Source organism: Alistipes shahii WAL 8301, assembly GCF_025145845.1.
In the GTDB taxonomy this organism is placed as follows: Bacteria; Bacteroidota; Bacteroidia; order Bacteroidales; family Rikenellaceae; genus Alistipes; species Alistipes shahii.
This window is the reverse complement of the sequence record NZ_CP102253.1, coordinates 1,814,154-1,827,765: the sequence shown is the minus strand read 5'-3', so window position 1 is coordinate 1,827,765 and position 13,612 is coordinate 1,814,154. Positions and strand designations below refer to the sequence as shown.

The window sequence follows — 13,612 nt, the reverse complement described above, 5'->3', positions numbered from 1 at the left end:
TTCTATTTGTTTCGGAGCGCGTCGAGCATCTCGCCGACGGTAGCTCCCGTCACGGGATGCCGCCGCTGGCGCATGATCTCGCAAAGCGGCACCAGCGCGAATTCCCGCTCGGCGAGCAGCGGATGGGGAACCGTGAGGCGTTCGTCGCCGATCACTTCGTCGTCGTAGAAAATGATGTCGATGTCGATCGGCCGCGAGCAGTAGACGGCTCCGGAAGAGGCCTTCTCGACCGCCTCGGCGGCGCGGTTGCGGCCCAGTTCCCGCTCGATCCGCTGGCAGGCGTCGAGCACCTCGTGCGGCGTGAGGTCGGTGGAGACCTCCAGCGCCTGGTTCGAAAAACGCTCCGCGGCCGGGAATCCCCACGGCTCGCTTTCATAACGGTGAGAGCAGCGCAGCACGGCCCCCACACGGGAGTTGACAAGCTGCTGCGCCGTTTGCAGGGTCCGTTTCACATCGCCCTGATTACCGCCTAAAAGAAGTGCCACACGTGCCATAAATCACAAATGTTTTATCATCTTGCTCACCGAGAGGGCAAAATGGGTGAATACGATCGTCGGATTGCCGTTCTGCGCAATCTGCGCGGCGGCGCTCTCGATCTCGGCGATCAGCGGCTCGATATTCCGCGGGCCGACGAAAGGGGCGAATTTCGAACAGAAAGCCAGCTCCTCGCCCCAGAGATAGCTGACCTCGCGGATACCGGCATGGAGCATGAAGCTCTCGCGCAAAAGCCGCGCCGCATCGCGCAGAAACGCCCGCTGCTGCTCGCGGGTGAGCTGCGCGGCATCTTCGGCCCAGGCGACCAGTTCGAGGTGCCGGTCATTGTAGCTCAAACGCATGAGGCTGCAAAAAAGGTCGAAATGCTCCTTGCGCATCGCATCGCTCTCGCCCGCCACCAGATGGCCCAGTTCCAGCAAATCGCCGCCTGCCAGGCGCGCCATGTTGCGGGCTTGCAGCGGATCGGCCACGCCCCGCTGCTGCGCCACCCGCTCCAGCACGTCGGGCGCGATGCGCGGCACGCAGACCTCCTGCGTACGCGAAACGATCGTCGGCAGCAGGCGGTCGGGATGTTCGCAGACCAGGATGAAAAGCGTGCGGTCCCACGGCTCCTCCAGAATCTTGAGGATCTTGTTCGCGGCCTCCTCGTTCATCGCCTCCGGAAGCCAGATCAGCATGGTCTTATAGTCGGCCTCGAAACTCTTGAACGACAGTTTGCGGATGATCTCGTCGGCCTCGCGGGCCGCGATCATGCCTTTGAGCGTCTTGCCCAGGTCGAGGCGGTCATACCAGTCCTGCGGCGAGAAGTAGCCCCCGCGCTCGGCGAACAGCGCGCGGAACTGCGGCAGGAACTCGTCGCTGCGCATCACCTCTCCCGACTTCTTGCCCTGTTTGTTGACCGGGAAAACCAGATGCAGGTCGGGGTGCGCCAGCGCCGCGATCTGTCGGCAGTCGGGACATTCGCCGCACGAGTCGCCGCCCGAGCGGTGGCGGCAGCAGAGATACTGGACATAGGCCACGGCCACGGCCAGCGCCCCGGAACCCGCCGTACCCGTGAAGAGCTGGGCATGGCTCACGCGACCGGCATCGACCGACAGCGTCAGATGCCGTTTCAAATCCTCCTGTCCTGTAATGTCCGCAAAACGCATTTTACTCCTTATTTTTCATACGCCGGAAGGTCTGCACCCCGGCAATCGTCAGCAAACCCGCGAAAACCACCGCGAGGATCACGGTCCGCGCCGTGCCGCGCTCCAGCTGGAGCGCCCCGGCCCCGCAGAGGAAAAGCGCGAAACTGGCGCCCATCACGGCGATTTTTCCGGTCGTCTTCTTCATGTTCAGTCTATTTTCGAACCGCTTCGGCCCGGATGATCCGCACGTCCTCCAGCGGCCGGCCGACCGAATCGGTCGCCACGCCCTGAATGGCCTCCACGATCTCAAGCCCCTCGGTCACACGGCCGAAAACGGTGTACTGTCCGTCGAGGAACGGCGTGCCGCCGGTGGTTTCATAGATCGTCCGCAGGGAATCGGGGATCACGATCTCCCCGTTCGTCGCAGCGGTCACGCTCTGCTGAATCCGGTCGAGCGTCGCTCCGTCGAAGGGCTTGCCCCAGACGATGTAGAACTGGCTGCCGGAGGATTTCCGTTCGGGGTTCACCTCGTCGGAAGTCCGGGCCGCGGCCAGCGCGCCGCGCGTATGCGCCAGCGCCGGATAGACGATCTCGGCGGGAATCAGGTAGCCCGCATCGGACTCGCCCAGCATCGTGCCCGCCGGGGCGCGGCGCGAGGCGGGATCGCCCGCCTGGATCATAAAATCGGCGATCACACGGTGGAACAGCACCGAATCGAAAAACCCTTCGCGGGTCAGTTTCAGGAAATTGTCCCGGTGAAGGGGCGTCCGCCCGTCGAGTTCGATGCGAATGTCGCCCGCCGTGGTATGCAGCAACACCTCGGCCGGGCCTTCCGGACGGGACTGGCCGCAGGCGGCGAGGAGCAGGAGGGCCGAAGCCGCGGCTGCGATTCTGGGGAAAAGTCGTTTCTGCATACTCCGATTCACTTTTTACCTGTGCAGGAATGCGCGCAGCATCGCCCCCAGGTCGATCCGCTCGCGGCGGACGAGGTAGGCGGCATACAACGCAAAGAGCACTATATTAAACGCATAGCTTACAAACATATTGTCCGCAGAGGCGGTCAAAGCCTCGCAAACGGCGAAAACCGCGAGCGCCGCGGCGACGTATTCGCCGATGCGCCGCCAGTCGTAGGGCGTCGGGTAATAGCGGCGGTTGAGCCACCAGCTGACGGCGACCATCACCGTTTCGCTCGCCAGGCGCGCCCACGCGGCCCCGTAGTAGCCCCACAGCGGGATGAGCCAGAACCCGAAAGCGACGATGGCGACCAGTCCCGCACCCGTGACGACGATGGCCAGCGAAGTGCGCTCCTCGCGCTTGTACCAGAACGAGAGGTTGAGCCACACGCCCGTCAGCACGTTGGCCCCGAGCACCACTGGAAGAATGAAGATACCCTCGCGGAAACTGCGCCCCACGATCAGCGCAAACACGTCGCGGAACAGCGCGATGCCGAGGAAAATCAGCATCGAGGCCATGACGTAGTATTTCAGCGCCGCGGCGTTCATCGCCACGAAGTCCGATTTCCTGAAGTTCGAGAGGAAGAACGGCTCGGCGGCCAGGCGGTACATCTGGTAGAAGAGCATCATCACCACGGCGATCTTCGTGATGGCCCCGTAGATGCCCAGCTGGGCCATGGCCCCCTCGGGAACGAGGTACTTGATCAGCTGCCGGTCGATGAACTCGTTGGCCGTACCGGCAAGCCCGCCCACCAGCAGCGGCAGCGAGTAGGCGAAGATCGCGGCGAGCAGCGCCCAGTTGATCTTCGGAACGGTGCGGTCGGCGGTCCCGAGGATCGCCAGCCACGTCACGACGCTGGCGATCAGGTTGGCGACGAAGACCCATCCCACGCCGAAGTCGGAGGCAAACAGCCCGGCGGCGCCGAACCCGAAGGCCAGCGCCACGTTCAGAACGACGTTCATGGCTTTCAGCCCCACGAACGTCATGGCCCGGCCCTGTTCGCGCAGCCGCGAGAAGGGGATGCAGGCCCAGACGTCGAAAAGGATGATCAGGCCGACCCAGACGACGTATTCGGGATGCGCGACATACGCCTCGCCCATCATGCGGGCGATGCCGTCGCGGAAAAAGGCCGTCGCCAGGAAGAACACCGCCGCGGCGAGCGACGTGACGCCCCACGTCGTGGCGAAAAGCCGCCGCTTGGCCGCCTTCACATCGCCGCCCGCCTCCTCGGCCTTGGCCGAAAAGCGGAAATAGCTCGACTCCATGCCCATCGTCAGCAGCGTGAGCGCCAGCGGAATAAGGGCGTAAATGTCGGTGACGACGCCGTAGGTCTCCTGCCCGAACACACGGGTGTAGTAAGGCGTGAGCAGGTAGCTCAGGAACCTTACGACGATGGTGCTGATGCCGTAGACGGCAGTTTGTTTGGCCAGTTTTTCGAGCATGACGGAGGCTTATAGCCCGGCAAAGATACAAATTTTAGCCGGAAACCCCGCATTGTTTCCCCTTCTTTCAGAGAAAGAAGGGAAAGGCGGCCGCGCCTTTTCGTCGGCCGGGAAGGGAACCGCGTCTCTTCCGGAACGCCTTACCGCGACGCCGCGAACGACGAGGGCGTGACACCCTGCGAGTCGCGCGCCCAGTCGCCGCGGGCGCGGAGCACCTGCTCGACGATGTCGCGCACGGCCCCTTCGCCGCCCCGGAACTCCGAGACGTAACGCGACGCCTCGATCACCTCCGCCGCCGCGTCCGCCGGGCAGACCGGAAGGCCCACTTCGCGCATGCAATCCAGATCGGGGATGTCGTCGCCCATGTAGATCACGTTGGCCGGATCGAGCCCCTGGCCCGCCATGTATTCGCGGATGGCCGTGATCTTGTCCATGCAGTCGACGTAGAAATGGTCGATACCGAGCATCCGGAGGCGGTTTTCGAGCGTCCGGCCCCGGCCGCCGGTGATGATGCAGACCTTGTAGCCGATCTTGATCGCGTAGGCCAGCGCATAGCCGTCCTTGGCGTTGTAGCGGCGGATGAAGTCGCCGTCGGGCGTGGGGATGATGCCACCGTCGGTCATCACGCCGTCGACGTCGAAGACGAAGGCTTCGCAGCGCGCTATATCTTCTTTGAAGTTTCCCATATGCTTTGACTTATCGTTGAGTAGATGTTTTTCAGTCGGAGGTCGAAGGCCAGCAGGTCGCCGTGGCGGGCCTTCGTGGCGAAATCGTTGCGCACGGCGGGTCCCGTCTGCACGTCGAGCGGCGAACGGGCGTCGCAGGCCTTGGCCGCGGTTTCGGCGATCAGCGGTTTCAGCACGTCGAAATCCAGCCCCGCACCGCGGACGATACGTTCGCCCACGGCATACATGTGATTGGCGAAGTTGCAGGCGAAAACCGCCGCGAGATGCACCTTGCAGCGCTGTGCCGAGTCGGCCCAGATGACCGTCCCGGAGAGTTTCCGGGCGAACGCCTCCAGCTCCGGACGCAGTTCGGGCGACGACGCTTCGAGAAACACGGGGATCACGGAAAAGTCCGCTTCGCGCCCTCTGGTGAAGGTCTGCATCGGATAGAAAACGGCACGCCGGGCGAATCGTTCGGGGATGGCCGTGACCGGCACGCTTCCGGCCGTGTGGGCCACCGCAGCCTCTTCGGGAATCGGGAGCGTTGCGGCCACCTCCGCCACGGCGCGATCGCTGACGGCGATCAGGTAGATGTCGGCATCCTTGCGGAGCATTTCGGGGCGCGTCTCCCAGCCGGTCGCGGCCAGCTCCGCAACGACGCGCGCCCGCTCGGCGTTGCGGGCGAAAATCTGCACGAGTTCCAGTTCGCTCTTGGCGACGGCGCGGGCCAGCGCTTCCGCGAGGTTCCCGCTGCCGATGATGACGGTTTTTTTCAATTCAGAATTCATAATTACAGCAGGTCGGTCAGCCGCACGTTGTCCTGCGACCGGCGGGCCGACTCTTTGAGCGTCTCCAGTTCGCGGTCGATGCGCGCCAGTTCGGGCGTCTGCCCGAGGTCGAAAGTGGTCTGCCCCGACCGTTCGACCGCCTCCAGCACGCCGTAGACGGTCATCGACGCGATGTCGTGCGCCGGAGTGAAGGCCGTTTCCCGCTCGCCGTCGCCGCTGCGCACGGCGATCAGCTGCCCGGCCTGCACGAGCTGGAACAGCACGTCGTTGACGATGCGCGTGGGCAGGTCGAGGCGTTCGCGGATCTCGTCCGCAGGCAGCGCCCCGCCCCGGTCGCGGAAATTCCGCACGACGGTGAGCATCACCGCGAGCAGCACCTTGCGCCGCTGGTCGTAGCTGATCAGGAGCGATTCGCGCTCCTCGCCGAAACGCGCGATATTCTGATAGGCGAACGACAGCTCGCCGCCGAAAAGGAGTATCTCCCACGAGGTCTGCATCCAGATCAGCAGCAGCGGCAGGGCCGCGAAACTGCCGTAGATGGCGTTGTACGAGGTCATCCACCGCTGCACGTAGACGTAGCCCCACTGGAAGAGCAGGAAAATCGTCCCGGCGACGATGCCGGCCATCAGGGCGCTGCCGAAACGCACTCTGGCGTTGGGTATGACGATGTAGAGGAAGGTGAACATCACCCAGATGACGATCATCGAGGCAAGGTGCGACAGCAGGTTGAAATACCAGCTGTCGTCGAATCCGAGCAGCTGCTCGGCATAGTTGCCCACGGCGTTGGCCACGATCCAGAGGATCGGCACGATCATCACCACGGCGATGTAGTCGGTCCACTGGCGGGTGATGCTGCGCTCGACCTTGACCTCCCAGATGTTGTTGAAGGCGCTTTCGATCGACCCGAAGACCCGGATCACGGCCCAGAAAAGCATGACCAGCGCCACGGCGGCCACCACGCCGCCCTGCGTACGTGCCAGGGCGTTTTCGGCGAAGTTGACGATGTAGTCGACAATGTCGGGGTTTCGGGGGAAGAGACCGTAGAGGTTTTCGATCAGTCCGTCGGCCAGCCCGAATCCTTTCACCACGGCGAATACCACCGCGAGAATCGGCACCAGCGACATCAGCGTGTAGAACGTGAGCGCCGCCGAACGGACGATGGTTCCGTGTTCGAGCAGGCCGCGGGCCGTGTAGAACAGCAGGCGGTATTGCTGCACGAGCCACCGCACGACGGGGTTGCGCCATTCGGTGACGTCGCGCCGGAAAATCGTGTCGGTGAAGTATGTCAGAAAATCGCTGAATTTCATAAGTCGCAGCCTGGCAATCAGGCAAATGTAGCTATTTTAAACGGATAACCCAAAAATCGTTCCCGATTTTCGTGAAGGCCAGCCGCAGGCCGGCCCCGGCATGCAGCCCCAGGCGGCGCATCAACTCCTCGGCGGCGAGCGGGAAATCACGCTTGAGCACCTCCGCCTCGCGGCCTTTCAGTTCGCGCTTGAGCCGTTTGGGATCGTAGGGTTCGATGCTTTCGACGGCGAAGGTCCGTCCCAGCACGCCTTCCGGCTCCTCCACGGCGAAGCCGTAGCCGTTGTCGCTCCAGATGTTGGCTTTTCCCGCAAGGTGAATCCGCGCGAGACGGGCCTTCTGCAACGACACGTCGGGGATCACCAGATAGCCGTAACGCTCCGGGTCGAAACGGCCCGGAGGGGGTGCGGTCTCGCCCGGAGCGGCCGAAAAACTCCCGCGCCCGAGAGCCGTGGCGGTGACGAGCGGTCCCGTGCCGTCGTCATAGACCACGACCTCCTTGCATTCGTCGCCGAGCGAGAGCACCTCCACGCGGCTGTCGGGAAAGAGCCGGAGGGCCTCGCCGACGTCGAACAGCGGGGAGTTCTTGACGCACAGACGCCCCGAAACCTGCTTCAGACGCGGCTTCAGGGCGACGATGTCGGGCGAACAATCCTCCAGCCGCACCAGTTTGCGGCCCTTGTCCGAGCGGCGGTCGGGATCGGCGTAAATCCAGTCGAAACGCAGGCCGTCGCGTCGGAGATACTCCTCGGCGGAGGCATTCACTACGTCGACATTCGCGACGCCCATTCTGGAAAAATTCTCCGCGGCCACGCGGGCCAGCATTTCATTGCGTTCGAGCGTCACCACACGGCGGAAGCGGCGGCTCAAAAAAAGGGCGTCGGCACCCAGCCCGCAGGTGAGGTCCAGCACCGTGTCGCCTTCGAGGAGTTTGTGGGCGGCGCACGCCTCGCTCGACGCCTGCTCGAAGGCCAGCGGCGGCAGGATGCACTGCGCCGCGGCGTACGAAGGGAGTTTCTGCGCAGCCCGCGCGAGGTACTTGACCTGCGTGGCCACGAGCCGGGCGTGGGGGACGGTGCGGTCCAGAGCCACCTCCAGCGGGTCGCGGCCCCGTGCGGCGGCGACGGCGCGCCGCACTTCGTCCGTGAGCAGAAGGGAGTATTCTTCGGGGGTAATCACGTCCGCAAAGGTACGTTTCTTTTCGGTTCGCCGCTCCACGCCGCAAGGGTCGCAAGCGCAAAAACGGCGTAGACCGCCGCCGTCGGCCATCCGCCGAGGGTGTAATCGGCCGTACCTCCGGGCAGCGAGGCGGTCAGCCGGGCCAGCGCGCTGATCCCTTCGGCGGCGCTCCCCGTGACGAACCCGAACGCCGGGGCGAGGAATCCGACGGGTGCGAGCATCCACAATGCGCCGCCGAACACCACGACCCCGGCCAGCGCGATGGCCAGCGGATTGACCGCCAGTCCGGCCAGCGGCACGACGCCGAACGTGTGCGAAACGAGCGGCGCAGTGGCGGCAGTCGCCACGAACCCGATCAGATAGGCGTCGACGACGACGTTCACGCCCTTCCACCGGGTCCGGCAGCGGCGGCAGAGCGGCACGCCCCAGGCGAGGATGGCCGCCACGGCGACGAACGACAGCTGAAAACTGATGTCGCCCAGCCAGTTGGGATTCCAGACCAGCATCCCGAATCCCGCCGCGGCCAGGGCGTTCAGCCCAACGTATTCCGACGCCGAGGCCAGCGCCGCCTGCAGGACCGTGCACATCGCCGCGGCCCGGACGGCGCTGGGCGGAAACCCCGCCGCCGCGACGAAAAGCCACACGGCAACGGCCGCCAGCAGGTTTTTCAGCAGGTGTCCCCGCCTGAAAAGCGGCAGCCACCACAGCGCGAGATTGACCAGCGCGAAAACGATCCCCGTGTGGAGTCCCGATACGGCCAGCAGGTGCGACAACCCGCTCCGGGAGTACGCCGTGCGGAGTTCGGGCGTGACGCCGCGCCGCTCGCCCGCCGCCATGGCCTCGACGACGGCCGCAGCCCCGGCGCTCATCGGCAGCCGGGAGAGCCTTTCGACCGCCCTGCGGTGCAGGCCCGCATGCCGGTCCGGAAGCCGTTCGAGAAGCGTCCGCTCCGCAATCCACAGGGTTCCGGCGTAGCCCCGCCGCGCCATCAGGCGGCGATAGCTTTCCGCACCGCCGCGAAACGGCCGCACCGCGCCCCGGCAGCGGATGCGCTCCCCGGCATGCAACCCCGCAAGCGAATCGGCGTATAGCCGGATACGGGCGTCCGAAGCGTGCCAGCGTCCGTCGACCGGATCGCGCCATGCCGCCACCGACGCATCGGCGACGGCATAACGGCCCCGGTCGGCCGGAAACCCCTCGACCGTAACCTCATAGACCGTGTGCACGCCCCGCGGCACGGTGGCCCGGGGCGCACGGAACTGCGCCGCGGCGAACCCCGCCGTGAGGATCATTGCGGCCGTGGCGGCCGACGAGCGCAGCGACAGGGCCAGCACGCCCGTCACGACGAAAGCCCCTGCGAGAAACCACAGGGGCAGTTCGTAGCGGCCCGCCAGCGCGATTCCCGCGGCGAAAAACACGAGAATCTTGAGCATCGGCATACGGTCGAGCCGGTCGGGCAGGCGGAAAATCTTCATCCGGACAGTCTATTGAGCCGTAAAGATAGCAAAATCAATCGGAAAACAGCGCCCAGCCGCGCTCGATTTCGCCGCGGTCCGCCGCCGTGCCGTTTTCCACGCGCGAGATGGCGGCGGCCAGGGGGATCATCGTCGCCGGGTCGAGCGTGTCGAGCGGCTCGTCGGGGTCGATGCCCGTGTCGGCGGCCACGGCGCGAATGTAGGCTTCGGTGTGATTCTCCACGGGCGGCGCCCAGCGGGAGATCATCCCGCGGACGGTCCGCAGGCCGTGGCGGACCCGGTAAGTATGCAACAGCACGAAGACGGCCCGGTAGCCCCAGGCCAGCGACTCGAACTGCTTGAAGGCCGGGTCCCGGGAGGGCTGCACTTCGCCCTTGTAACGCACCTTCGACTGCCGGATGTTCCCCGGATTGCAATTCGACAAACCCCTACTCATCGCCTGCCTCCTTCCGGATGCGGCGGTGCACGTAGCGGCGCAGCCAGCGGAACAGCGGAGCGTCGGAGAGCTGCGCGGCGTTTTCGAGAAACGACCACAGCTCCACGCCGCAGGTGAACCCCGTAAGAAGCCGCGCGAGGTTCAGCCGCATGAAATCCAGCACGCAGCTGTCGATCAGCCACGCCATCGAGATCGCCGTGAGCGCGAGGGCGAGCTTGAGCACCGTGCGCCACGCCTTGCAGCTCTCGAAATACCATGCGCGCCCTTCGCGGAGGGCCGCAGCGCGGTCGGCCGCCACTCCCGAGAGGAAATCGACGCCGATGAAGACGACGGTCGTGGCCGCCAGCGGCCCGATCGGTGCGAACAGCGCGGCGATCCCCGCCGCCACGCCGCTAACGAATCTGAACAAAGCCTCCATCGGTCGTACAGCGGTTGAAGATGTCGTTCTCGGGATCGTATTCCGGGAATTCATTCCGGTGTGCGCGAAGGTGCTCCGCGGCGCGGTGCAGCAGCGTGCGGGCCTGGGCCAGCAGGGCGCGCCGCAGGTGTCGGCGGGCCGTGTCCCCGGCCGGCTGGGCATAGGCGGATTTCGGAGCCGTCGTGCCGCACTGCCCGGTGCGGACGTCGAGCCGCGGCTGGAGGACGGCGCGCGTGAAGAGGGCTGCCGGGGAGGCGAGGTATTCGGTCCGGAAGTCGGGATAGGAGCCTGCGAGGAGCTTTTCGTAGAGCGCCCGCCCCACGACGGGGACGATGTGGCGCTGTTCGGCTCCGGCAATGTCGGCTTCGGCAATGATCTCCGGCGGCAGGTATTCCCCTTCGCCGAAGGCGAGTTTCAGCACCTGGAGGGGTGTGACTAACGTATTCATAAGGTGGAAGGTTAAAAGTGAAAAGTTGAAAGTTTGCCGATGTCACGTGATGAGAATCCCGCTCGGCAAAAAGCGTAAAGCGGTTTGAAACCGCTTTCAGGGGCGACGGCAGGATACTGCGATCCCGTTCTGTGCAAGCACCCATAAAACAGGCGTCTCACGCCTGCGCCGCCTTTGGCGGCGAAAGATCCCGGCCCGATGCCGGAGCCGTGAAACGAAGCCCCGGCTAAAAGTGGCAAGAAACGGGGCCGGTTTGCTTGCAAACCCGCGAATAGGCGCCCGTTTCGAACGTTAGACGGGACGGAGTAGGCGCAGGCATCTGCCGGGGATTTTTGGGTACCTTTTTGCGGAAAAAAGGTACAAAACGCCCGCGACATCGTCGCGGATTTCTCTGTACTTTTGATGTCAACCGACGCACGCAGCACGAGCAGAGACCGCTTGCGGGCTATGCCGTGCCAGAAGGAGGAAAACGAGCGTAGCGAAGTTAAAAGCGCCAAAACCATCCGCATGTCGCTTTTCGCGGCAAAAGCGGCAGAATGCCCCGCGGAAGCTATGCATTTTATTCGATACTTCTAATATTATACTTCGTAATCTCGGATAAAAACGCCTGCTGGCGTTCATCCTCCGGGTCGTAGTCGAGTCCGTCGGCCTTGCGGGCCTCCCAGACCTTCATGTAGATGGGTTTCGAGCGGGTCGGCGGACGGTTGACGATTTGCAGCGACGTCGTGTCCAGCCCCAGCACCGAGGCGATGACGGCGCGGATCGGCTCCGTCAGCTCGTCCTGCTCGGCGAGGATCACCGTGTTGAGCGCCACCTCGTATTCGTGCAGAATGCGTTCGGCGCTGAATCCCGCAGCGTAGTCCAGTCCGCTCAGCGTCCGGAACCACGAGTGGGCCACGACGATGTCGCCGACGGCCTGTTCGTGCAGCGCCTGCCAGTCGCCCTCGTTCTGCGCGGCAATGGGGATGAAGCGCGAATTGTCGTCCTCGCCGCCGTCGCGGATGACGAACATCACCTGCCCGGGGTTCCCGGCGAACTTCTGTTCGGCGAGCCGCACGATGCGTTCGGCCTCGGCCTCGTTGTCCACCGACGAGTCGAGCATCATCACGCCCGACAGCTGGAACGAATTGTCGAGGCGCGAGATGTTCCAGCGGTCGGTCTTCCAGGCGATCGCCGAGACGCTGAACCCCGCGATGTAGGGCGGCACGCCGTAGTGTTCGAACATCGGTTCGTAATCCTTGTAATGGACGATCGAGCGCAGCGTGCCGTCCTCCTGCGCTTCGAAGTCGGGGTAGAGCGGCAGCGAGCGCGCCTCGGCGGGCTTGAACGCCGCCCAGTCGTGGTGCAGCAGGACGTGCTTCGAGTCGCGGGCCACGCGGCAGCGCGAGGCGTCCTGGTGGTAGAGCGACAGAAAGGTGTGCCCGGGGTCGGTGACCGCTTCGAGGAACGCGTTGCCGAACAGCGATTTGTCGAAGGCCAGCTTGCCCAGCACCTGGCGAAGGCTCTCGCCCCGGCCGTTGACGCACCGGACGAAGGCCGCCAGCTGCGGCTGCTGCGCCTCGTCGCACGTGAATCCCTTGCCGGAGATGTAGTCGGCCTTGTCGTTGATGATGCGCCGGTGGGTCGTCGAACGCCGGGCCATCAGCGCCAGCGCCGCCGGGAAGAGGTTGTCGTCGCCCCAGCGCCAGAATTTGTCGCTCTCGACCCGCGACGGCCCCAGCGCATAATAGGGGTCCGTGCGGTCGGCAACCCCCACGGCCGTCTTGATTTTTTTCGTTTTGCTCATGGCGTTTTTCGGATTTCAGGGACGCGGCATCCGCGGGGAAAGCCCCTGCGGATGCGCGTTCCCGGGTTTTTACTGCTTGTATGCAAAGGAGATCAGCGCCTCGTCGAGGATCTGGGTTCCGGCCATGAAGACCGCACGCTGGCGGTTCTCCATCTCGTCGGGGTTGTACCACATGCGCACCTCGTTGCCGGGCATGTCGGCCGTGTTGACGGCCAGCACGAGGTTGCGGCGGTCGGTGAGCATGACGAACGACTGGCGGAAGGAGGTGGCGCCGAGGTAGCTGCCCAGCCTTACGTCCACGACCGGAATTCCGTGGTAGGCCAGCGTCCGGCGGCCGTTCATCGCATCGGCGTAGGCCGCGTCGGCGCCCTTTGCATCGAGGTACTTCTCGTAGAGGCGGTAGATGTCCGACGAGACGAAGTAGGCCAGCCGGTCGTCGGCCTTGAGGCCCGGGATGCGGGGATCGGCCCCGGCCCACAGCTTGTCGAACAGCTCGACCGCATAGGCCGGGTCTTCGAGCGCGGCCGCCTGGTAGGAAAAGTTATAGACGCCGTCGTCGTCGACCAGACCGTTGATGCGCTTCAGCAGTCCGTCGAAGGTGTTGTAACCCGACGCCGCGGAGGTGTCGCCGATCCACATCGTGACGCGGATATTCTCGGCGAGGGCCTGTTTGAAAAGCGCCGTTTCGGCCTGTTCGAGCTCCGTGCCCGAGAGGTCGTCCATGTGGGTGTTGACCAGCGACGAGACCTTCTCGTAGACCATCGAGAAGTAGTTGGCGGCCGAGAATCCCAGTTCGGCCTTCACCCGGTTAAGATTGACCGTCTTCTCGTACTTGGTCGCCGCTTTGCCCCCGGCCCAGCCTGCGGAGGTGAATTTCTGGAGGATGTTGCGCTGGCCGTCCCAGAGCTGGACGTGCGTAGGCTGGGGCATGTTGTAGAGTACGCGCACGCCGAGGTCCTGCGCCGACTCCCCGGTGAGCATCGGGCGGAAGAAGATGTTTTCGAGGTCGGAACCGGTGTACTGTTTCGAATTTTCGAGGTAAGTCATGGTTGTTTTTGGTTTTAAATGGTTGATGAATTTGGTTGTTTGTTTTG

15 protein-coding genes are annotated in these 13,612 nt (G+C 64.4%); all 15 read right to left on the bottom strand.

All coding sequences use genetic code 11. From position 1 onward, the window contains the following. Positions 1-2: 2 nt before the first annotated feature. Positions 3-494 carry a 2-amino-4-hydroxy-6-hydroxymethyldihydropteridine diphosphokinase gene (gene folK / locus NQ492_RS07920; RefSeq protein ID WP_022061088.1) on the bottom strand — a complete coding sequence of 164 codons (492 nt, stop codon included), beginning with the start codon at positions 492-494 and terminating at the stop codon, positions 3-5. A gap of 3 nt (positions 495-497) precedes the next feature. Next, positions 498-1,643: a DNA polymerase III subunit gene (locus tag NQ492_RS07915; RefSeq protein ID WP_015546840.1), complete on the bottom strand. Its 1,146-nt coding sequence runs from the start codon at positions 1,641-1,643 to the stop codon at positions 498-500. A gap of 1 nt (position 1,644) precedes the next feature. Then, on the bottom strand, positions 1,645-1,827 hold the full coding sequence (locus NQ492_RS07910) for a hypothetical protein (RefSeq protein WP_015546841.1): 183 nt from the start codon (positions 1,825-1,827) through the stop codon (positions 1,645-1,647). A 7-nt stretch (positions 1,828-1,834) separates the two neighbouring features. Next, positions 1,835-2,536 (bottom strand): peptidylprolyl isomerase, encoded by a 702-nt coding sequence (locus NQ492_RS07905; protein WP_015546842.1) that lies wholly within the window; start codon positions 2,534-2,536, stop codon positions 1,835-1,837. Positions 2,537-2,551: 15 nt separating this feature from the next. Beyond that, positions 2,552-4,018: a lipopolysaccharide biosynthesis protein gene (locus NQ492_RS07900; RefSeq protein ID WP_015546843.1), complete on the bottom strand. Its 1,467-nt coding sequence runs from the start codon at positions 4,016-4,018 to the stop codon at positions 2,552-2,554. 140 nt (positions 4,019-4,158) lie between these two features. Continuing rightward, positions 4,159-4,704, bottom strand: coding sequence for a KdsC family phosphatase (locus tag NQ492_RS07895; protein WP_015546844.1), 546 nt, complete (start codon positions 4,702-4,704; stop codon positions 4,159-4,161). After that, positions 4,680-5,459, bottom strand: a complete 780-nt coding sequence (locus NQ492_RS07890) for a Rossmann-like and DUF2520 domain-containing protein (protein WP_044054233.1) — start codon at positions 5,457-5,459, stop codon at positions 4,680-4,682. The genes NQ492_RS07895 and NQ492_RS07890 overlap by 25 nt, the downstream gene beginning before the upstream one ends. A gap of 14 nt (positions 5,460-5,473) precedes the next feature. Next, positions 5,474-6,778: a YhjD/YihY/BrkB family envelope integrity protein gene (locus tag NQ492_RS07885; protein WP_022061093.1), complete on the bottom strand. Its 1,305-nt coding sequence runs from the start codon at positions 6,776-6,778 to the stop codon at positions 5,474-5,476. A 31-nt stretch (positions 6,779-6,809) separates the two neighbouring features. Beyond that, complete coding sequence (locus tag NQ492_RS07880; RefSeq protein ID WP_044054235.1) at positions 6,810-7,955, bottom strand: THUMP-like domain-containing protein; 1,146 nt, start codon at positions 7,953-7,955, stop codon at positions 6,810-6,812. Next, positions 7,952-9,430, bottom strand: a complete 1,479-nt coding sequence (locus NQ492_RS07875) for a ComEC/Rec2 family competence protein (RefSeq protein WP_259874072.1) — start codon at positions 9,428-9,430, stop codon at positions 7,952-7,954. Before NQ492_RS07875 ends, NQ492_RS07880 begins: the two co-directional genes overlap by 4 nt. Positions 9,431-9,464: 34 nt before the next feature. Then, positions 9,465-9,866 carry a hypothetical protein gene (locus NQ492_RS07870; RefSeq protein ID WP_022061220.1) on the bottom strand — a complete coding sequence of 134 codons (402 nt, stop codon included), beginning with the start codon at positions 9,864-9,866 and terminating at the stop codon, positions 9,465-9,467. Continuing rightward, positions 9,859-10,284: a phage holin family protein gene (locus NQ492_RS07865; RefSeq protein WP_015546846.1), complete on the bottom strand. Its 426-nt coding sequence runs from the start codon at positions 10,282-10,284 to the stop codon at positions 9,859-9,861. The genes NQ492_RS07870 and NQ492_RS07865 overlap by 8 nt, the downstream gene beginning before the upstream one ends. After that, positions 10,259-10,732, bottom strand: a complete 474-nt coding sequence (locus tag NQ492_RS07860) for a DUF6712 family protein (RefSeq protein ID WP_259874070.1) — start codon at positions 10,730-10,732, stop codon at positions 10,259-10,261. Before NQ492_RS07860 ends, NQ492_RS07865 begins: the two co-directional genes overlap by 26 nt. A gap of 559 nt (positions 10,733-11,291) precedes the next feature. Then, entirely contained in the window at positions 11,292-12,518 is a 1,227-nt protein-coding gene (locus NQ492_RS07855) for a phage portal family protein (RefSeq protein ID WP_015546847.1), read from the bottom strand. A 69-nt stretch (positions 12,519-12,587) separates the two neighbouring features. After that, complete coding sequence (locus NQ492_RS07850) at positions 12,588-13,565, bottom strand: hypothetical protein (RefSeq protein ID WP_015546848.1); 978 nt, start codon at positions 13,563-13,565, stop codon at positions 12,588-12,590. Positions 13,566-13,612: the final 47 nt, after the last annotated feature.